The sequence below is a fragment of the Pseudomonas sp. TUM25319 genome (assembly GCF_056388475.1).
The window spans coordinates 859,880-879,639 of sequence record NZ_CM150751.1; the positions used below are offsets into that span (position 1 = coordinate 859,880).

The following is a 19,760-nucleotide window of genomic DNA, read 5'->3' on the forward strand; positions in this document are numbered from 1 at the left end:
TATCGATCGGCTAGCCCCCTAGGGGCCAGCCGGTTAACATCGGGCACGATCCTGCTTTGCAGGTCGTGCCCTTTGTCTTTTTCAACACCCAGATTTCCAGGTGGACATGAACGAGATAACCGCCCCCGAGCAATATGATCTGCAAACCGCAGCCCTGAAGGTGCCGCCGCATTCCATCGAGGCCGAGCAGGCCGTGCTCGGTGGCCTGATGCTGGACAACAACGCCTGGGAGCGCGTGCTCGATCAAGTCTCCGATGGCGACTTCTACCGTCATGACCATCGCCTGATCTTCCGTGCGATCCACAAACTGGTGGACCAGAACGTCCCCTTCGACGTGGTCACCCTGCACGAACAGCTCGACAAGGAAGGCCTCAGCTCGCAAGTCGGCGGCCTCGGCTACCTTGGCGAACTGGCAAAGAACACGCCGTCGGTGGCCAACATCAAGGCCTACGCGCAGATCATCCGCGAGCGTTCGACGCTGCGTCAGCTGATCAGCATCAGCAACGATATCGCCGACAGCGCCTTCAACCCGCAAGGCCGCAACGCCGAAGAGATCCTCGACGAAGCCGAGCGGCAGATCTTCCAGATCGCCGAGGCGCGGCCCAAGACCGGCGGCCCGGTGGGCGTCAACGAGCTGCTGACCAAGGCCATCGACCGCATCGACACGCTGTTCAACTCCGACAGCGAGATCACCGGCCTGTCCACTGGCTACACCGACCTCGACGAGAAAACCAGCGGCCTGCAGCCGGCCGACCTGATCATCGTCGCCGGCCGTCCGTCGATGGGTAAGACCACCTTCGCCATGAACCTGGTGGAAAACGCCGTGCTGCGCTCCGACAAGGCGGTGCTGGTCTACTCGCTGGAGATGCCAGGCGAATCGCTGATCATGCGTATGCTGTCGTCCCTCGGCCGCATCGACCAGACCAAGGTCCGTTCCGGCCAGCTGGACGACGATGACTGGCCGCGGCTGACCTCGGCGGTCAACCTGCTCAACGACCGCAAGCTGTTCATCGACGATACCGCCGGCATCAGCCCGTCGGAAATGCGCGCCCGGACCCGTCGCCTGGTGCGTGAGCACGGCGACATCGCGATGATCATGATCGACTACCTGCAGCTCATGCAGATCCCGGGCTCCAGCGGCGACAACCGGACCAACGAGATTTCCGAGATCTCCCGTTCCCTCAAGGCCCTGGCCAAGGAATTCAACTGCCCGGTCATCGCCCTCTCGCAGCTCAACCGCTCCCTCGAACAGCGGCCCAACAAGCGCCCGGTGAACTCCGACTTGCGGGAATCCGGAGCGATCGAGCAGGACGCCGACGTGATCATGTTCGTCTACCGTGACGAGGTGTATCACCCCGAAACCGAGCACAAGGGCATTGCCGAGATCATCATCGGCAAGCAGCGGAACGGCCCGATCGGCTTCATCCGCCTGGCCTTCATCGGCAAGTACACCCGTTTCGAGAACCTCGCGCCGGGCAGCTACAACTTCGACGACGACGAATAAGATCGTCCCCCGATCAATTCCGACCTTCAACGTCGGAATTGGTCAATTTTTGTGCTATTCTCCGCGCCCGTGATTTTCCTGCCCCCAAAAAAACCGGTCACTGACATGCAAGCAGCCAAACCACTCTTCGACTATCCCAAGTACTGGGCCGAATGCTTCGGGCCAGCGCCGTTCCTGCCGATGAGCAGGGAGGAGATGGATCAGCTCGGCTGGGACTCCTGCGACATCATCATCGTGACCGGCGACGCCTACGTCGACCATCCGTCATTCGGCATGGCCATCATCGGCCGCCTGCTGGAGGCCCAGGGCTTCCGCGTCGGGATCATCGCCCAGCCGAACTGGCAGTCCAAAGACGACTTCATGAAGCTCGGCGAGCCGAACCTGTTCTTCGGTGTCGCTGCCGGCAACATGGACTCGATGATCAACCGCTACACCGCTGACAAGAAAATCCGTTCGGACGATGCCTACACCCCGGGCGGACAGGCCGGTTCGCGTCCGGATCGTGCCAGCCTGGTGTACAGCCAGCGCTGCAAGGAAGCCTACAAGCATGTACCGATCGTGCTCGGCGGCATCGAGGCATCGCTGCGCCGCATCGCGCACTACGACTACTGGCAGGACAAGGTCCGCCACTCGATCCTGATCGACGCCTGCGCCGACATCCTGCTCTACGGCAACGCCGAGCGTGCCGTGGTGGAAGTGGCCCAGCGCCTGGCGGCCGGCGAGTCCATCGAGAGCATCAACGACATCCGCGGCACCGCGTTCATCCGCCGTGATACCCCGCAGGGCTGGTACGAGATCGACTCGACCCGCATCGACCGTCCGGGCAAGGTCGACAAGATCATCAACCCCTACGTCAACACCCAGGACACCCAGGCCTGCGCCATCGAGCAGCAGAAGGGCGAGGTCGAGGACCCGAACGAAGCCAAGGTCGTGCAACTGCTCGACAGCCCGCGCATGACCCGCGAGAAGACCGTCATCCGCCTGCCGTCCTTCGAGAAGGTGCGCAACGACGCCGTGCTCTACGCCCACGCCAACCGGGTGCTGCACCTGGAAACCAACCCCGGCAACGCCCGGGCGATGGTGCAGAAGCATGGTGAAGTGGACGTCTGGTTCAACCCGCCGCCCATTCCGATGACCACTGAAGAAATGGACTACGTCTTCGGCATGCCCTACGCCCGCGTCCCGCACCCGGCCTACGGCAAGGAGCGTATTCCTGCGTATGAAATGATCCGCTTCTCGGTGAACATCATGCGTGGCTGCTTCGGTGGCTGCACCTTCTGCTCCATCACCGAGCACGAAGGCCGCATCATCCAGAACCGCTCCCACGAGTCGATCATTCGCGAGATCGAAGAGATCCGCGACAAGGTGCCCGGCTTCACCGGTGTCATCTCCGACCTCGGCGGCCCGACGGCGAACATGTACCGCATCGCCTGCAAGAGCACCGAGATCGAGACCCACTGCCGCAAGCCGTCCTGCGTGTTCCCGGGCATCTGCCCGAACCTGAACACCGACCACTCGGCGCTGATCAAGCTGTACCGCAGTGCCCGCGCCTTGCCGGGGGTGAAGAAGATCCTCATTGCCTCGGGCCTGCGCTACGACCTGGCGGTTGAATCGCCGGAGTACGTGCGCGAGCTGGTGACCCACCACGTCGGCGGCTACCTGAAGATCGCCCCGGAGCACACCGAGGAAGGTCCGCTGAACCAGATGATGAAGCCTGGTATCGGCACTTACGACCGCTTCAAGCGCATGTTCGAGAAGTTCTCGAAAGAGGCGGGCAAGGAGCAGTACCTGATCCCGTACTTCATCGCTGCCCACCCCGGCACCACCGACGAAGACATGATGAACCTGGCCCTGTGGCTCAAGGGCAACGGCTTCCGCGCCGACCAGGTGCAGGCGTTCTACCCGTCGCCGATGGCCTCGGCCACGGCCATGTACCACTCGGGCAAGAACCCGCTGCGCAAGGTCACCTACAAGAGCGAAGGCGTGACCATCGTCAAGAGCGAGGAGCAGCGCCGCCTGCACAAGGCCTTCCTGCGCTACCACGATCCGAAGGGCTGGCCGATGCTGCGCGAGGCGCTGGAACGCATGGGCCGCGCCGACCTGATCGGTCCGGGCAAGCACCAGTTGATCCCGGCCCACCAGCCGGCGACCGACAGCTACCAGAGCGCCCGGCGCAAGAACTCCACGCCGTCGGGCAGCCACAAGGTCGGCAAGGAGCAGAAGATCCTCACCCAGCACACCGGCCTGCCGCCGCGTGCCAGCAATGGCGCCAAACCGTGGGACAAGCGCGAAGAGGCCAAGGCCGCTGCGTTCGCCCGCAACCAGGAAGCGGCCAAGGCCCGCAAGGACGCCGCGAAGGGTGGCAAGGGTAAAGGCAAGACCAAGCGCCAGCCGGTTCTGCCGCGATAAGCCCTGTAATGGGGCTTGCGCCCCGTAACGAAGCCGTCGCGGGCACCGCTTCGGTGCGTGGTGATGGTGGCAGGAACTGCTGGCCTCATCGCCGGCAAGCCGGCTCCCACAGGTATTGAGCCCGGCCTTGTGGGAGCTGGCTTGCCAGCGATGAGGCCAGACCGGAACCCCAAAGCCACTGGCATAAGTCTTGCCCCATCTGCGTCCATGACTTCCCCATGAGCGCCCTCGATGCCTGACCTGCTGGATGCCCTGACCCCAAGCCCCGCGACCTGGCATGAGATGCTGGCCGTCGATGGCAGTGTGCGTCCGCATTGGCAGGAGCTGCTCGCCCATCTGCAGCGCAGCGGCCCGCAGCAGTTGAGCCAGCGCCAGTCCTTGCTCAACCGGCAACTGCGCGAAAACGGTGTCACCTACAACATCTACGCCGATCCCGAGGGCGCCGACCGGCCTTGGGAACTGGACCTGTTGCCGCAGGTGATCCCGGCGGCCGAATGGGACGAGCTGGCCAGGGGCATCGCCCAGCGCGCCCATCTGCTCAACGACGTGCTGGCCGATATCTACGGGCCGCAGCAGTTGATTGGCGAAGGGTTGCTGCCCGCCGAACTGATCCACGGGCACAACAACTTTCTCTGGCCCTGCCAGGGCATCCAGGTGCCCGGACAGACCTTCCTGCATGTGTACGCTGCGGACCTGGCGCGAGGGCCGGACGGTCGCTGGTGGGTCACTGCCGATCGCACCCAGGCCCCGTCCGGCGCCGGCTACGCGCTGGAAAACCGCACCGTGGTGTCCCGCGCGTTTCCCGAGCTGTACCGCGACCTGCATGTACAGCACCTGGCCGGTTTCTTCCGTACCCTGCAGCAGAGCCTGGCACGGCTGGCACCCAGTGGGCGGGAGGCGCCGCTGGTGGTCCTGCTGACCCCAGGACGCTTCAACGAAAGCTGGTTCGAGCACCTTTATCTGGCCCGCCAGCTGGGTTATCCACTGGTGGAGGGCAGCGATCTCACCGTGCGCGACGGCACGGTCTTCCTCAAGACCCTTAGCGGCCTGCGCCGGGTCCACGCGATCATGCGCCGCCTCGACGACGATTTCTGCGACCCGCTGGAACTGCGTACCGACTCGGCCCTCGGCGTGCCCGGTCTGCTCGATGCGGTACGCCAGGGGAGGGTGCTGGTGGCCAACGCGCTGGGTAGCGGCGTGCTTGAGTCGCCTGGGCTGCCCGGCTTCCTGCCGGCGATTGCCCGGCGGTTGCTGGGCGAGGAGCTGATTCTGCCGTCCATCGCCAGTTGGTGGTGTGGCGAGCCGGCGGCATTGGAACAGGCGCTGGAGAAGATGCCCGACCTGCTGTTCAAGCCCGCGTTTCCTTCGCAGAGTTTCCAGCCGTTGCTGGGGCGCGATCTCGATGATGCCCAGCGCCGGGCATTGACCGCGCGATTGCGGGCACGGCCCTACGCCTACGTCGCCCAGGAACTGGCGCAACTGTCTCAGGCCCCGGTCTGGCAGGGCGACCAACTGGAAGACCGGCCAGTGGGCATGCGTGTCTACGCCGTTGCCAGTGCCGATGGCTGGCGCGTGCTGCCGGGTGGGCTCACGCGGGTGGCGGCCCAGACCGATGCCGAAGTGGTGTCGATGCAGCGCGGCGGTGCGAGCAAGGACACCTGGGTGCTGGGCGAGAGGCCGGCGCAAGGCGAGCAATGGCAGGCCAGCCGCCGCCTCGGCGTTGCCGATCTGGTGCGCGCCGATCCCTATCTGCCATCGCGGGTGGTGGAAAACCTGTTCTGGTTCGGCCGCTATTGCGAGCGCTGTGATGCCAGCGCTCGCCTGCTGCGGATCCTGCTGGGGCGCTATCTCGATGGCGATTCGCCCCAGGCGTTGGAAGCGGCCATCACGCTCGCCTCGGAGCTGTCGCTGCTGCCCGAGGAAGGGACACTGGACACCCGCCTGCGAACCGCGCTGCTGGACCCTCAGTGGGGCTTCAGCCTGCGGGCCAACCTGCAGCGCCTGCAATGGGCGGCGGGGCAGGTGCGAGGCAAGCTGTCGAGGGAAAACTGGCAGGCGCTCACCGAATTGCAGCGCGAGGCGCAGCGGCTGGACGACCTGTCCGCCGACTTCACCGAGCTGCTGGATTTCCTCAACCGGCTGGTGCTCTCACTGGCGGCACTGTCGGGCTTTGCTCTGGACGACATGACCCGCGACGAAGGCTGGCGCTTCCTGCTGACCGGGCGGCGGATCGAGCGGCTGCATGCACTGAGCAGCAGCCTTGGCGGCTTCCTGCGTGGTCCGGCGGCGACCGATCAGGAAGGGCTGGAATGGTTGCTGGAACTGGCCAACAGCAGCATCACCTACCGCTCCCGTTATCTCGCGGTGGCGCAGTTGGTGCCGGTGCTGGACCTGCTCCTGCTGGACCCGCAGAACCCCCATGGCGTGCTGTTCCAGCTTCGTTCGTTGCTGCGCTCGCTGGAGCGCCTGCAAAGCCCGCCAGAGCCCGTATTGAATGCCCTTGCCGAGCGCCTTACGCATTTCGACCTGCATAGCCTCGAAGACCCGCTGTTTGGCGAGGCCAGCCTGAGGGCGGTTCTGGAGGGCCTGGCACAGATGCTCGGGCAGATCGCCGAAGCCAGCGAGGACGCAGCCGAGCGCCTCGCGTTGCGTCACTTTGCCCACGTCGATATCAGCCAGCAGACGGTGTCCGCCTGATGAGTGCTCGCTACCAGATTCTCCACGACACCCATTACCGCTACGCCAGCCCGGTTTCCCTGGCCCAGCAACTGGTTCACCTGTGGCCCAGGGATTGTCCGTGGCAGCGCTGTGAGGCGCGCCAGTTGGACATCGTGCCGGTGCCGACACGGCGGCGCGACGAGCAGGATGTGTTCGGCAACCCGCTGACCCGGCTGGCGCTGGAGTATCAGCACGACGAACTGCGGGTGAGTACGCAGGTCAGGGTCCAGGTACTGCCGCGGCCCTTGCCGCAACTGGACGCATCGCCGCCCTGGGAGCAGGCGCGGGAGGCCCTGGCCTACTCGCGCAAGGCGCTGTCGGCACAGGTGCTGGACGCTTGCCGTTATCGGTTCGAGTCGCCTTACGTGCGGCTGAAGAAGCGCTTCGTCGAGTTCTCCCAGCCCTGCTTCGCGCCCGGTGTGCCACTGCTGGTGGCGGCAAGAGCATTGATGGAAAAGATCTTCACCGAGTTCGCTTTCGATGCCGGCGCGACCCAGGTCGCCACACCGCTGGTGGAGGTGCTGGAGCGACGTCGTGGCGTATGTCAGGACTTCGCCCACCTGATGCTTGCCTGCCTGCGCTCCCGTGGGCTCGCGGCGCGCTATGTCAGCGGTTACCTGCTGACCCGGCCACCGCCCGGTCAGGCCAGGCTGATCGGTGCCGATGCCTCTCATGCCTGGATCGCGGTGTTCTGTCCCCGGCACGGCTGGGTGGATTTCGATCCCACCAACAACCTGCTGCCGGCGCTGGAGCACATCACCCTGGGTTGGGGCCGGGACTTTGCCGATGTTTCGCCGCTGCGCGGAGTGATCCTCGGCGGCGGCAGCCACGACCCGGAGGTGCGGGTGACGGTGCTGCCGCTGGAGGGCGAACCGGATCAGGCCGGCGGCTGATCGACCCACTTCGGCTGAACCACCGGTTCCCAGGCGTCCAGGGCATCCAGCAGGGCGTCGGGTTGGGCATCCACCTGCAGCATCGCGCGGTGATGAGGACGGACGAAGCCTTCGCTGACGACATGGTCGAGGAAGCCGGTGAGCTTCTCGTAGAAACCGTTGACCTCCAGCAGCCCCAGTGGCTTGCCGTGGTAGCCAAGCTGGCCCCAGGTCCAGACTTCGAACAGCTCTTCCAGCGTACCCAGCCCGCCGGGCAGGGCGATGAACGCGTCCGAGAGCTCAGCCATGCGCGCCTTGCGGGCATGCATGCCGTCCACCACTTCCAGGCGGGTCAGCCCGGGGTGGGCGATCTCGGCGCGTTGCAGGCTGACCGGGATGATCCCGATCACTTCACCGCCGGCAGCCATGGCGGCGTCGGCGACGATGCCCATCAGGCCCACGGCACCACCGCCATAGACCAGGGTCAGGCCACGGCGGGCAATGGCTTGGCCGAGGGCGACCGCTGCTTCACGATAGGCGGGGTTGGCGCCGGTGCTGGCGCCGCAGAATACGCAGACGGAACGTAGAGACATGACTTTCTCCGGGTCGAAAATCGCCACAGAGTACGGGCCATGGGCGGGTCTTCCAAGCGTTGCGTCATTCCGGGCGGGAGAACTCGCAAACGTTGCCGGCATTGGCGCAGGCATACGCGGCAAGCATGCTTTGTAAGAAAGTGCTGAATGTCATGGCGGACTACTCCTAATTGAGAGGTTGTCTCATCGTCCGTCATGGGGGCATGATGTGGCACGTTGATTGTCTTGATGGACACCATAGAAGAATTTCACTGCCGGTTCAGGGTCTTACCCTTGACCCATGTCATCAGCGCCAGGCGCTGGATGGGGCAGTCTGATTTCAATAAAAAACCTGCCATGGAGATTCACAATGTTTGCCAAGTTCGTTGCCGTGTCCCTGCTGACCATCGCCAGTGCCCAGGTAATGGCCGCCGAGTGCTCGGTCACCGTCGACTCCACCGACCAGATGTCCTTCAACACCAAGGACATCGTCATCGACAAAAGCTGCAAGGAGTTCACCGTCAACCTGACTCACTCCGGCAACCTGCCGAAGAACGTCATGGGCCATAACCTGGTGATCAGCAAGGCTGCCGACATGCAGCCGATCGCTACCGACGGCCTGAGCGCCGGTATCGACAAGGATTACCTGAAAGAGGGTGATGCTCGTGTGATTGCCCACACCAAGGTGATCGGTGCTGGCGAGAAAGATGCCGTTAAATTCGACGTCTCGAAGCTGGCCGCTGGCGAAAGCTACGGCTTCTTCTGCTCCTTCCCGGGCCACATCTCGATGATGAAAGGCACCATCACCCTGAAGTAATTCAATTCAGGGGCCTCATCGCCGGCAAGCCGGCTCCCATGGTATCTGTGGGAGCCGGCTTGCCGGCGATGCTCTTCTCAAGGCGCGAACGGCATTTCCCGCTTGTGATGCGTCTTCTCGTACGTCCGCTTGATGATCCCGAACGCTTCCTCGCTCACCGGTTCGCCGTGCAGGAAGGCGTCGATCTGCGCGTAGGTCACGCCGTGGGACGCTTCGTCCGGCTTGCCCGGCGCGAGGTCTTCGAGGTCGGCGGTCGGCACTTTTTCTACCAATGATTCCGGCGCGCCGAAGCTGCGTGCGATCGAGCGCACCTGGTTTTTCACCAGCCCGCTCAGGGGCGCCAGGTCGCAGGCGCCGTCGCCGAACTTGGTGAAGAAGCCCATTACCGCTTCGGCGGCATGGTCAGTGCCGATCACCAGCCCGGCGCGAGCGCCGGCGATGGTGTACTGGGCCACCATGCGCATCCGCGCCTTGGTGTTGCCGACGACGAAGTCCACCATGGCCGGCTGGCCGTTCTCCAGCGCCTTGACCTCGGCCGCCAGGGCGCGCACCGCTGGCGCGATGTTGACCGTGTGCAGTTCGTCCGGCTGGATGAAATCGATGCAGGCCTGGGCATCGTGCTCGTCGTGCTGTACGTGGTAGGGCAGGCGTACGGCGATAAAGCGGTACTGCTCGTCACCGGTCTGCTGGCGCAGCTCGTTGATGGCGCGCTGGGCCAGCAGTGCGGCGGTCAGCGAATCGACGCCGCCACTGATGCCCAGTACCAGGACCTTGAGCCCGGCGTTTTTCAGGCACTGCTGGATGAAGGCGACACGCCGGGCCACTTCGGCTTCGAGCGCGGCCTGGTCGGCGAACGGCGGCTGGACCTTGAGCTGCTGCGCGATCTCTCGCTGGACGGCTTGCATGGGTTACTCCTCGCTGGGAACTTTGAAAACGTGACGCAGGTAGGAAACGAAGTTGGGGTCGCGACACTGGGTCTTGGCGGCCTCATCGGAAATCTTGGCCACGGGCTGGCCGTTGCAGTCGGTCATTTTAAGCACGATGCTCATGGGCGCCACACCAGGGATGTCGCAGGTGAGGTTGGTGCCGATGCCGAAGCTGACATTGATCCGCCCGCGCAGTGCCCGGAAAATCTCCAGCGAGCGGGTCAGGTTCAGACCGTCGGAAAACACCAGGGTCTTGGTCATCGGGTCTATGCCGAGCTTGCGGTAGTGGGCGATGGCCTTTTCCGCCCAGACCACCGCATCGCCGGAGTCGTGGCGCAGGCCGTCGAAGAGCTTGGCGAAATACAGGTCGAAGTCCCCCAGGAAGGCATCCATGGTGATGCAGTCGGTCAGGGCGATACCGAGCAGGCCGCGGTATTCGCGTACCCAACAGTCCAGGGCGGCGATCTGGCTGTCGATCAGCCGCGGCCCGAGTTGCTGGTGGGCCATGATCCATTCATGGGCCATGGTGCCCAGCGGCTTGATATCCAGTTTCCATGCCAGATGCACATTGCTGGTGCCGACGAAGCGCGCCGGGAAGTCGGCCTTGAGCACCTTGACCACTTCTTCCTGGACACCGTAGGAAAAGCGCCGGCGGGTGCCGAAGTCTGCCACCTGCAACTCGGCCAGCTCGTCATCGCTGGCGTGGGCCCGCAGCCAGTCGAACTTGCGATGCAGTTGTTCGCGGGCCTGGGCCAGGCGGACCTGTGGATAACGATTGCGGTTGCGGACCTCGCTGATGATCGCCAGCAACGGCACTTCGAAGAGAATCACATGCAGCCACGGACCGCGGATGCGCAGGTAGAACTGATCGTTCTCCACGCCGAGGTTGAGGTAGCGCAGATTGAAGCGGAACAGGCCGAGAAAGCGCAGGAAGTCCGGCTTCATGAAGCTGATCTGCTCGAGGAAGGCCAGTTGCTCGGTGCTGATGCTCAGGTCGGCGAGGCGCTCGATCTGTTCACGGATCTGCCCCAGGTAGGGGCGAAGGTCCTCGCCATTGCGGCAGCGGAACTCCCATTCGACGTCGACGTTGGGGTAGTTGTGCAGCACCGCCTGCATCATCGTCAGCTTGTAGAAGTCGGTGTCCAGCAGGCTTTGCACGATGCGATCGGCGAAGGCGCTTGCGGTCATATAGGGCTCCAGTCCAGGCGTGTGCCATCAGAGACGTTCATTGTGCCAGTCTTTCCGGTCTCGCGAAGCCGACACCGGCCGGGTCGTTAGGTAGCAGCCTACCCATAGCGGCGATTTTTCCAACCCCGACTAGCCTCTTATGGTGCTTGCTGTAGCAGTCGCGCACCACGGATGTGCAGTTCCGTTACGCAGGCTGTTACAGGGCGGTTGTACGTAGTCGCGTGGCAGGGTTGCAATGATGGCAATCGGCGGTTGCTCCTTTTTATGGTCAAGGGTGTGACTTTCTCTGTTGCAGAGGGTTGCACGACCCGGAAAGAAAGACCGGGACGACAAGCTGGCGAACCTGAGCGCGAGTTTTTTTCGATTCAAAAACCGATGGCACGGCCCTTGCTCAGAGCAAAGAGCTGAAACAAGTTGCTGAACGTTGTAGTGCCAAACCAAAAAAACATCAGGAGCACCACCACATGTCGCAGACGTTTTACAGGAAAGGTTTTCTCGCCCTGGCCGTGGCAACGGCCCTCGGCGTTTCTTCGTATGTCCAGGCCGATATCAAGATCGGTGTAGCGGGCCCGATGACCGGTGCCAACGCAGCGTTTGGCGAGCAATACATGAAGGGTGCCCAGGCTGCAGCCGACGAGATCAACAAGCAGGGCGGGATCAACGGCGAGAAGATCGTCCTGGTCAAGGGCGACGACGCCTGCGAGCCCAAGCAGGCCGTGGCCGTGGCCAACCGCCTGGTGGACCAGGACAAGGTCGCGGGTGTGGTCGGGCACTTCTGCTCGTCCAACACCATCCCGGCCTCCGAGGTCTACGACGAAGCCGGCGTGATCGCCATCACCCCGGGCTCCACCAACCCGCAGGTCACCGAGCGCGGCCTGAGCGCCATGTTCCGCATGTGCGGCCGTGACGACCAGCAAGGCATCGTCGCCGGCGACTACATCGTCGACGTGCTCAAGGGCAAGAAAGTCGCGGTCCTGCACGACAAGGACACTTACGGCCAGGGCCTGGCCGACGCCACCAAGGCGCAACTGGAGAAGCGCGGCGTGAAGCCGGTGCTGTACGAAGGCCTGACCCGTGGCGAGAAAGACTTCAGCGCCGTGGTCACCAAGATCCGCGCCGCCGGTGCCGATGTCGTCTACTTCGGCGGCCTGCACCCGGAAGCCGGTCCGCTGGTCCGCCAACTGCGTGAGCAGGGCCTGAAGGACGTGAAGTTCATGTCCGACGACGGCATCGTCACCGACGAGCTGGTGTCCACCGCCGGCGGTGCGCAATACACCGACGGCGTGTACATGACCTTCGGCGCCGACCCGCGCCTGCTGCCAGACAGCAAGGCGGTGGTGGAAGAGTTCCGCAAGAACGGTACCGAGCCTGAAGGCTACACCCTGTACGCCTACGCCTCGCTCCAGGCACTGGCCGCCGCGTTCAACGGCGCCAAGTCGAACAAGGGCGAGGACGCCGCCAAGTGGCTCAAGGCCAACCCGGCAAAACCGTCATGGGCGAGAAGAAGTGGGACAGCAAGGGTGACCTGACCGTCTCCGACTACGTGGTCTACCAGTGGGACGCCAACGGCAAATACCACCAACTGGAAAAACAAAAATAACAACGGCATTCGGCCCGGCGCCCAGCGCGTCCGGGCCATTGCCCGGTTGCCGTACCTGTCTTTTCTCGTAGATCTGCACAACCCTGCGCTGCGAGGGCCGCTTCATCCGGGGCTCACCGTGGTCGGCGCTTGTGCAATCTCAAATACGTGAGATTGCGTTATGGATGGAATTTTCCTGCAGCAACTGATCAATGGACTGACCCTCGGGTCTGTCTATGGTCTGATCGCCATCGGCTACACAATGGTCTATGGCATCATCGGCATGATCAACTTCGCGCACGGCGAGGTGTATATGATTTCCGCTTACCTGGCGGCGATCAGCCTGGCATTGCTGGCTTATTTCGGTATCGAGTCCTTCCCGCTGCTGATGTTGGGAACCCTGTTGTTCACCGTCGTGGTCACCGGGGTCTATGGCTTCACCATCGAACGCATCGCCTACAAACCCCTGCGCAACTCCACCCGCCTGGCACCGCTGATCAGTGCCATCGGCATTTCCCTGATCCTGCAGAACTACGCCCAGATCAGCCAGGGCGCCCGCCAGCAAGGCGTGCCGACCCTGCTCGAAGGCGCGTGGCGCGTGGACATCGGGACCGGCTTCGTCCAGCTCACCTACACCAAGATCTTCATCCTGGTCGCCGCGTTCGTCGGCATGGCGCTGCTGACCTACGTGATCAAGTACACCAAGCTCGGCCGCATGTGCCGTGCCACCCAGCAAGACCGCAAGATGGCATCGATCCTGGGGATCAACACCGACCGGGTGATTTCCTATGTGTTCGTCATCGGCGCAGTGATGGCCGCTCTCGCGGGCGTGCTGATCACCCTGAACTACGGCACGTTCGACTTCTACGCCGGCTTCATCATCGGCATCAAGGCGTTCACCGCCGCAGTGCTCGGCGGCATCGGCTCGTTGCCCGGCGCCATGCTGGGCGGGATTATCCTGGGGATCTCCGAATCGCTGTTCTCCGGCCTGATCAACTCCGACTACAAGGACGTGTTCAGCTTCTCCCTGCTGGTGCTGATCCTGATCTTCCGTCCGCAAGGCCTGCTGGGTCGCCCGCTCGTGGCTAAGGTGTGAACATGTCGACTGCCCATTCTGTGTCTTCTTCCGGTTTCGATATCAAACGCAGCCTGCTGGAAACCATCGTCGCGGGCCTGCTGGCCCTGATCGTGTTCGGCCCGGTGGTCGGCGTGGTCCTCGATGGCTACAGCTTCAACGCCGAGCCGGCCCGCGTGGCCTGGCTGGTGGGGGCGGTGATGGCGGGGCGCTTCGCGCTCAGCCTGTTCTTCCAGAGCGGCACCGGCCAGCGTCTGCTCCAGGGCTTCGAGAGCGGCGGCTCCGGCGTGCATGTGCTGGCACCGGACTACAAGTCGCGGCTGCGCTACATCATCCCGGCGCTGATCGTGATCGCCATCGTCTTCCCGATTTTCGCCAACAAGTACCTGCTGACCGTGGTCATCCTCGGCCTGATCTACGTGTTGCTGGGCCTGGGCCTGAACATCGTGGTAGGCCTGGCCGGCCTGCTCGACCTCGGCTACGTGGCGTTCTACGCCATCGGCGCCTACGGTCTTGCACTGGGTTACCAGTACCTCGGCCTGGGCTTCTGGAGCGTGCTGCCGCTGGCGGCCATCGCGGCAGCGCTGGCGGGGTGCATCCTCGGCTTCCCGGTCTTGCGAATGCACGGTGACTACCTGGCGATCGTGACCCTGGGCTTCGGTGAGATCATCCGTCTGGTGCTGAACAACTGGCTGTCCTTCACCGGCGGCCCGAACGGCATGCCGGCACCGTCGCCGACCTTCTTCGGCCTGGAGTTCGGGCGGCGGGCCAAGGACGGTGGGGTACCGATCCATGAGTTCTTCGGCTTCGAGTACAACGCCAACCTCAAGTTCGTATTCATCTACGCCGTACTCTTCCTGGTCGTGCTGGCGGTGCTCTACGTCAAGCACCGACTGACCCGCATGCCGGTCGGGCGTGCCTGGGAAGCGCTGCGCGAAGACGAGATCGCCTGCCGTTCCATGGGCCTGAACCACGTACTGGTCAAGCTCTCGGCGTTTACCCTGGGTGCGTCTACTGCGGGCCTGGCCGGTGTGTTCTTCGCCACTTACCAGGGCTTCGTCAACCCGTCGTCCTTCACCTTCTTCGAGTCGGCGCTGATTCTCGCCATCGTGGTGCTGGGCGGCATGGGCTCGACGGTGGGCGTGGTGATCGCGGCGTTCGTGCTGACCGTGGCGCCGGAGCTGCTGCGCAGTTTCTCCGAATACCGTGTATTGCTGTTCGGCGTACTGATGGTGTTGATGATGATCTGGCGACCGCGCGGCTTGATCCGCATCAGCCGTACCGGTGTGGTCCCGCGTAAAGGAGTGGCGCCATGAGCGACGACGTAATCCTCTCGGTCGAGCACCTGATGATGCAGTTCGGCGGCATCAAGGCGTTGAGCGATGTCAGCCTGCAGGTCAGGCGCAACCAGATCTTCGCCCTGATCGGCCCCAACGGCGCCGGCAAGACCACGGTGTTCAACTGCCTCACCGGTTTCTACAAGGCCAGCGGCGGCAAGATCGAACTGAACGTGCGCGGCAGCCAGACCAACGTCATCCAGTTGCTGGGCGAGCGCTTCCGCGTGACCGACTTCGTGTCTCCGGCACGCTTTGCCAATCGCCTCTACTACAAGATGTTCGGCGGCACCCATCTGGTGAACCGCGCAGGGCTCGCCCGGACCTTCCAGAACATTCGCCTGTTCAAGGAAATGTCGGTGGTGGAGAACCTGCTGGTGGCCCAGCACATGTGGGTCAATCGCAATCTGCTGGCCGGCGTGCTCAACACCAAGGGCTACCGCAAGGCGGAAAGCGACGCGTTGGACCACGCGTTCTACTGGCTGGAAGTGGTGGACCTGGTGGACTGCGCCAATCGCCTGGCCGGCGAACTCTCCTACGGGCAGCAGCGCCGCCTGGAGATTGCCCGGGCCATGTGCACGCGGCCGAAAATCATCTGCCTGGACGAGCCGGCCGCCGGTCTCAACCCGCAGGAGACCGAGGCCCTGAGTCGCATGATCCGCGTGCTGCGTGACGAGCACGATATTACCGTGGTGCTGATCGAGCATGACATGGGCATGGTCATGAGCATCTCCGACCATATCGTGGTCCTCGACCACGGCAATGTGATCGCCGAAGGCGCGCCACAGGACATCCGCAACAACCCGACGGTGATCGCCGCCTACCTGGGTGCCGACGAAGAGGAACTGGTATGAGTGCACCCATTCTCGAGCTCAAGGACCTGGATGTGTTCTACGGGCCGATCCAGGCCCTGAAGAAGGTCTCGATGCACATCAACGAAGGGGAGACGGTGAGCCTGATCGGTGCCAATGGCGCCGGCAAGTCGACCCTTCTGATGTCGATCTTCGGCCAGCCGAGGGCGGCGTCGGGACAGATCGTCTATCGCGGCACCGACATCACCCGCAAGTCGTCTCACTACATTGCCTCCAACGGCATCGCCCAGTCCCCGGAAGGGCGCCGGGTGTTCCCCGACATGACGGTCGAGGAAAACCTGATGATGGGGACCATCCCCATTGGCGACAAGCATGCCGATGAAGACATGCAACGCATGTACGAGCTGTTTCCGCGGCTGAAAGAGCGGCGCAACCAGCGGGCCATGACCATGTCCGGCGGCGAGCAGCAGATGCTCGCCATCGCGCGGGCCCTGATGAGCCGGCCCAAGCTGTTGCTGCTTGACGAACCCTCACTGGGGCTGGCGCCGATCGTGGTCAAGCAGATCTTCTCCACCCTCAGGGAACTGGCGAAGAGCGGCATGACCATTTTCCTTGTCGAGCAGAACGCCAACCACGCACTGAAGCTGTCGGACCGGGCTTATGTGATGGTCAACGGACAGATCCGCATGACCGGCACAGGTCAGGAACTGTTGGTGAACGAGGAGGTGCGTAACGCCTATCTCGGCGGGCATTGACGCATTTTGGGGCCGCGTTGCGGTCCCGGGAACTCCTTGAAAACACGTGGGGTCGTAGCGGTTGTACCCTCCGACCCCGCACAAGGAGCCCGCGATGCCATCCCGCGCCCTGTTCACCCCCGCCATCCTCGCCTGCGGCCTGCTGTTCAGCAGTCTCGCCGCCCAGGCTGAAGAGGCCGTGAAGGTCCAGATCGATTCCTCTGCCGCCGCTTCCGACAACCTCGCCGCCCTGCACCGCGAGTCCGGCATGAGCCACACCCTGCACGATTCCGGGGTCAGCGTGGCCGACCTGAAGAAGATGCGCGACACCCTCAACCAGAACGCCAGCGATCTGCTGGAACTGCGCCGCATCGTTGACGAACAGACCCGCCAGATCGGCGAACTTCAACGGCGTCTCGAAGACACCAACCGCAAGGTGCAGTGATGATTTTCCACAGCCGCTTGCCTGATCGGGCAAGCGGCTTTTTGTCGTCCGGCGTTTGTCCACAGGATTGTGGAAAAGTTAGCGGACGACCTGTCGGTGATGTGGCAGAAAGTCGCTGTAAGCGGTTGTTTTGCCTGTGCTTGAAGTTGTCCACGGTTCGTGTGGAAGTGACTGTGGGTAACTTGGTGATTCATGCCTGAAAGCCTTGAGTATCAAGGCTTTCAGAGGGTTGATCGATTTTTGATCAGTGGTTTTTGGCTGAGCTGGTGCACTGTTTGTCAAGTCATTCAGCGGCTGTCGAAGTACCGTCAAATGCCCGGGAAAGGCTGTGGATAACTCTGTGGGAAAGCCTTGGAAAGACACTGCGGGGCAGCGTGGTTACAGGCTTTGCGCCATTACCGGGTTTTCCCCAGGCCAACTGACTGACAGAACGGGCAGGCAGCATGCTGAAGGTCAAGTGAAAATACGCCGCCAGGCTGTGGATGAGTGCGGCAACGTTATGCCAGGAAGTTATACAGTTGCCCCCAATCTATGTGGATTGGCCTGTGGATAAGGTGCGCATACCCCGCTCGGGGCCTTGTTTATCAAGGCTTTGAAGGAGTTGATCGTTTTTTGTACAGGTAGTAAGTGGCTTGCTGTGTCGCTTTGCGCCGGGCATGCTGCAAGGCCTGCCGTCCTCTTGCCCGTGCGCAAGCTTACCCAAGGAGAATCCCATGACTTCCACCGTATTCATTACCGGCGCCACTTCCGGCTTCGGCGAAGCCTGTGCCCGCCGTTTCGCCGAGGCCGGCTGGTCGCTGGTGCTGACCGGACGCCGTCAGGAGCGCCTTGACGCCCTGTGTGCGGAGTTGTCGAAGCAGACCGAGGTCCATGGTCTGGTGCTGGACGTGCGCGACCGCAAAGCGATGGAGCAGGCGATCGACAACCTGCCACCGGCGTTCGCCAAGCTGCGTGGACTTATCAACAACGCCGGCCTGGCGCTGGGAACGGATCCCGCGCAGAAATGCGATCTCGACGATTGGGAAACCATGGTCGACACCAACATCAAGGGCCTGATGTACAGCACCCGCCTGCTGTTGCCACGCCTGATTGCTCATGGTCGCGGCGCGACGATTCTCAACGTTGGCTCGGTGGCGGGCAACTACCCGTATCCGGGCAGCCATGTGTACGGTGGCACCAAGGCCTTCGTCGGCCAGTTCTCCCTGAGCCTGCGCTGCGACCTGCGCGGTACTGGCGTTCGGGTCAGCAACATCGAGCCGGGGCTGTGCGAGAGCGAGTTCTCGCTGGTGCGCTTCGGTGGCGACCAGTCGCGTTACGACGCCACTTACGCGGGGGCCGAGCCGATCCAGCCGCAGGATATCGCCGAGACCATCTTCTGGATTCTCAACCAGCCGGCGCACATCAACATCAACAGCCTGGAGCTGATGCCAGTGAGCCAGGATTGGGCAGGGTTCTCGATCGAGCGGTCGGGCGGCAAGGCTTGATGCTTGTGCCGGCCTCATCGCCGGCAAGGCCGGCTCCCACAAGGTCCGTGTGGTGCACAGGCTGAGGGTTTGGCAGAAAACCTTGTGGGAGCTGGCCTTGCCAGCGATGAGGCCAGCAAGGTTCGCCGGTTAGCCCCGATGCCGCTGCAAACCTTCCAGGCAAGTCGCCAGGTGATACGGCGTGGTGGACGGCATATCGTGTCGGCTGACCACGCCTCCGGCGTCCCGGCATTCGTACCAGCCGCCGTCATGCAGAAACCGCTGGCGCAGCGATTGCAGTTGCGCCGGCACCTTCTTCGCGGCATCCGCCCGTAGCGTCAGCGCCCTCAGGTACTCGGCCTGGGCCCAGATCCGCTGTGTCCCGTCGCGCACCTCTCCCTGCGGGCTGAGCATCGCCAGAACCGCGCCATCTTTCACGCCTGTGGATTCGGCAAAGCCGAACGCACGCTCCAGTGACGCATGCAGGGCGCCACCGCGCAGCAGCGGCGAGGTGTCCAGCAGGAAGAACCATTCGAACTGGTGGCCCGGTTCGAACCAGTTATCCACAGACCCGCGTGGCTTTTCCAACATCACCCCGTGCTCCGGGTCGATGAACTGCGCCTGCATGGCGTCGGTCAGGGCCAGCAGGGCATCCTGCACGGCGGTGTCGTCGCGTACCGCGAGGGTGGCGAGGAAGGCTTCGGCCAGGTGCATGAGCGGGTTCTGCAGCGGGCCAGTGCCGAGGTCCGACCAGTCTTCGCCAAGGCTCGCTTCGTACAGCCCGTCCTCATTGGCGAAACGCTCGACGACCACGGCCAGCGCCGCATCGAGGGTCGACTCCACCAGGCTGTCGCGCACCTTGCCCCAGTAATGGGCGCAGGCGAAGACGATGAAGGCGTGGGTGTAGAGGTCCTTGCGCCGGTCCAGTGGCTTGCCGTCGGCATCGATGCTGTAGAACCAGCCGCCATGTTCGGCGTCGTGGAAGTGCCGCTGCAGCGAGCGGAACAGCGCAGCGGCCCGTTCGCTGGCACCGGGCTGGTCGATGCGGCTGCTGAACAGGTAGAGCTGGCGTGCGCAGGCCATGGCCCGGTAGCGCTGTACCGGCAACGGCTGGTGCTGTGGATCGAGGGCTTCGAAGGGCAGGGCCATGTCCGCGTTCCAGCCGGGTGTTTCCCAGAGCGGCAGGATGCGCTGGTCGAAATGCTGCCGGACGTCAGCGAGCAGGGAAGAGGCAGTGTGAAGTTCGGACATGGAAAAGGTTCGTCGCCGTCGTTGCGTTGGCGCGCATGTTAGCAGGAAACCTTCCCGGGGC

General features: G+C 63.4%; 15 protein-coding genes and 1 pseudogene. 12 read left to right on the forward strand and 4 right to left on the reverse strand.

Going from position 1 to position 19,760, the window contains the following annotated elements; genetic code table 11:
* The first annotated feature begins 106 nt into the window (after positions 1-106).
* The 4 genes from dnaB to AC05QJ_RS04110 all read left to right on the forward strand — a co-directional run bounded on the left by dnaB (position 107) and on the right by AC05QJ_RS04110 (position 7,524).
* Positions 107-1,504, forward strand: coding sequence for a replicative DNA helicase (gene dnaB / locus AC05QJ_RS04095; protein ID WP_330078048.1), 1,398 nt, complete (start codon positions 107-109; stop codon positions 1,502-1,504).
* 105 nt (positions 1,505-1,609) lie between these two features.
* Positions 1,610-3,913 (forward strand): YgiQ family radical SAM protein, encoded by a 2,304-nt coding sequence (locus AC05QJ_RS04100; RefSeq protein ID WP_476745710.1) that lies wholly within the window; start codon positions 1,610-1,612, stop codon positions 3,911-3,913.
* A gap of 231 nt (positions 3,914-4,144) precedes the next feature.
* On the forward strand, positions 4,145-6,610 hold the full coding sequence (locus AC05QJ_RS04105) for a circularly permuted type 2 ATP-grasp protein (RefSeq protein ID WP_476745711.1): 2,466 nt from the start codon (positions 4,145-4,147) through the stop codon (positions 6,608-6,610).
* Positions 6,610-7,524 (forward strand): transglutaminase family protein, encoded by a 915-nt coding sequence (locus tag AC05QJ_RS04110; protein ID WP_476745712.1) that lies wholly within the window; start codon positions 6,610-6,612, stop codon positions 7,522-7,524. The genes AC05QJ_RS04105 and AC05QJ_RS04110 overlap by 1 nt, the downstream gene beginning before the upstream one ends.
* On the opposite strand, the gene AC05QJ_RS04115 is transcribed toward AC05QJ_RS04110, so the two are convergent.
* Positions 7,509-8,096: an LOG family protein gene (locus AC05QJ_RS04115; RefSeq protein ID WP_476745713.1), complete on the reverse strand. Its 588-nt coding sequence runs from the start codon at positions 8,094-8,096 to the stop codon at positions 7,509-7,511. The two genes, AC05QJ_RS04110 and AC05QJ_RS04115, sit on opposite strands and share 16 nt — an antisense overlap.
* 349 nt (positions 8,097-8,445) lie before the next feature.
* On the opposite strand from AC05QJ_RS04115, the gene azu reads away from it, so the two are divergent.
* Entirely contained in the window at positions 8,446-8,892 is a 447-nt protein-coding gene (azu, locus tag AC05QJ_RS04120; protein WP_476745714.1) for an azurin, read from the forward strand.
* 77 nt (positions 8,893-8,969) lie between these two features.
* Here the strand turns inward: azu and nadE are convergent, their stop codons facing one another.
* Together nadE and pncB are read right to left on the reverse strand one after the other, a co-directional pair.
* Entirely contained in the window at positions 8,970-9,797 is an 828-nt protein-coding gene (gene nadE, locus AC05QJ_RS04125; protein WP_476745715.1) for an ammonia-dependent NAD(+) synthetase, read from the reverse strand.
* Between the two features lie 3 nt (positions 9,798-9,800).
* Positions 9,801-11,006, reverse strand: coding sequence for a nicotinate phosphoribosyltransferase (pncB, locus tag AC05QJ_RS04130; protein WP_476745716.1), 1,206 nt, complete (start codon positions 11,004-11,006; stop codon positions 9,801-9,803).
* Between the two features lie 464 nt (positions 11,007-11,470).
* Between pncB and AC05QJ_RS04135 the strand changes: the two are divergent.
* The 7 genes and pseudogenes from AC05QJ_RS04135 (at position 11,471) to AC05QJ_RS04165 (ending at position 18,469) form a co-directional block, all read left to right on the forward strand.
* Positions 11,471-12,606, forward strand: a pseudogene (locus AC05QJ_RS04135) (branched-chain amino acid ABC transporter substrate-binding protein).
* A 160-nt stretch (positions 12,607-12,766) separates the two neighbouring features.
* Positions 12,767-13,681, forward strand: a complete 915-nt coding sequence (locus AC05QJ_RS04140; RefSeq protein WP_476745717.1) for an ABC transporter permease subunit — start codon at positions 12,767-12,769, stop codon at positions 13,679-13,681.
* A 2-nt stretch (positions 13,682-13,683) separates the two neighbouring features.
* The gene (livM, locus tag AC05QJ_RS04145) at positions 13,684-14,976 is read left to right on the forward strand and encodes a high-affinity branched-chain amino acid ABC transporter permease LivM (RefSeq protein ID WP_476745718.1); all 1,293 of its coding nucleotides are present in this window, start codon (positions 13,684-13,686) and stop codon (positions 14,974-14,976) included.
* Positions 14,973-15,848, forward strand: coding sequence for an ABC transporter ATP-binding protein (locus AC05QJ_RS04150; RefSeq protein WP_476745719.1), 876 nt, complete (start codon positions 14,973-14,975; stop codon positions 15,846-15,848). The genes livM and AC05QJ_RS04150 overlap by 4 nt, the downstream gene beginning before the upstream one ends.
* Entirely contained in the window at positions 15,845-16,561 is a 717-nt protein-coding gene (locus AC05QJ_RS04155) for an ABC transporter ATP-binding protein (RefSeq protein WP_476745720.1), read from the forward strand. Before AC05QJ_RS04150 ends, AC05QJ_RS04155 begins: the two co-directional genes overlap by 4 nt.
* 94 nt (positions 16,562-16,655) lie before the next feature.
* A complete protein-coding gene (locus tag AC05QJ_RS04160; protein ID WP_476745721.1) occupies positions 16,656-16,985 on the forward strand; it encodes a hypothetical protein in 330 nt (109 codons plus the stop codon).
* Positions 16,986-17,698: 713 nt separating this feature from the next.
* Positions 17,699-18,469 (forward strand): SDR family oxidoreductase, encoded by a 771-nt coding sequence (locus AC05QJ_RS04165; protein ID WP_476745722.1) that lies wholly within the window; start codon positions 17,699-17,701, stop codon positions 18,467-18,469.
* A 129-nt stretch (positions 18,470-18,598) separates the two neighbouring features.
* On the opposite strand, the gene AC05QJ_RS04170 is transcribed toward AC05QJ_RS04165, so the two are convergent.
* Entirely contained in the window at positions 18,599-19,699 is a 1,101-nt protein-coding gene (locus AC05QJ_RS04170; protein ID WP_476745723.1) for an AGE family epimerase/isomerase, read from the reverse strand.
* Positions 19,700-19,760: the final 61 nt, after the last annotated feature.

Excerpts from the sequence above, each read along its gene's own strand:
- dnaB (WP_330078048.1), top strand. The coding sequence starts at position 107 with ATGAACGAGATAACCGCCCCCGAGCAATATGATCTGCAAACCGCAGCC.
- AC05QJ_RS04170 (WP_476745723.1), bottom strand. The coding sequence starts at position 19,699 with ATGTCCGAACTTCACACTGCCTCTTCCCTGCTCGCTGACGTCCGGCAG.
- pncB (WP_476745716.1), bottom strand. The coding sequence starts at position 11,006 with ATGACCGCAAGCGCCTTCGCCGATCGCATCGTGCAAAGCCTGCTGGAC.
- AC05QJ_RS04160 (WP_476745721.1), top strand. The coding sequence starts at position 16,656 with ATGCCATCCCGCGCCCTGTTCACCCCCGCCATCCTCGCCTGCGGCCTG.
- livM (WP_476745718.1), top strand. The coding sequence starts at position 13,684 with ATGTCGACTGCCCATTCTGTGTCTTCTTCCGGTTTCGATATCAAACGC.
- AC05QJ_RS04165 (WP_476745722.1), top strand. The coding sequence starts at position 17,699 with ATGACTTCCACCGTATTCATTACCGGCGCCACTTCCGGCTTCGGCGAA.
- AC05QJ_RS04115 (WP_476745713.1), bottom strand. The coding sequence starts at position 8,096 with ATGTCTCTACGTTCCGTCTGCGTATTCTGCGGCGCCAGCACCGGCGCC.
- AC05QJ_RS04105 (WP_476745711.1), top strand. The coding sequence starts at position 4,145 with ATGCCTGACCTGCTGGATGCCCTGACCCCAAGCCCCGCGACCTGGCAT.
- AC05QJ_RS04150 (WP_476745719.1), top strand. The coding sequence starts at position 14,973 with ATGAGCGACGACGTAATCCTCTCGGTCGAGCACCTGATGATGCAGTTC.
- AC05QJ_RS04155 (WP_476745720.1), top strand. The coding sequence starts at position 15,845 with ATGAGTGCACCCATTCTCGAGCTCAAGGACCTGGATGTGTTCTACGGG.
- azu (WP_476745714.1), top strand. The coding sequence starts at position 8,446 with ATGTTTGCCAAGTTCGTTGCCGTGTCCCTGCTGACCATCGCCAGTGCC.
- AC05QJ_RS04110 (WP_476745712.1), top strand. The coding sequence starts at position 6,610 with ATGAGTGCTCGCTACCAGATTCTCCACGACACCCATTACCGCTACGCC.
- AC05QJ_RS04140 (WP_476745717.1), top strand. The coding sequence starts at position 12,767 with ATGGATGGAATTTTCCTGCAGCAACTGATCAATGGACTGACCCTCGGG.
- nadE (WP_476745715.1), bottom strand. The coding sequence starts at position 9,797 with ATGCAAGCCGTCCAGCGAGAGATCGCGCAGCAGCTCAAGGTCCAGCCG.
- AC05QJ_RS04100 (WP_476745710.1), top strand. The coding sequence starts at position 1,610 with ATGCAAGCAGCCAAACCACTCTTCGACTATCCCAAGTACTGGGCCGAA.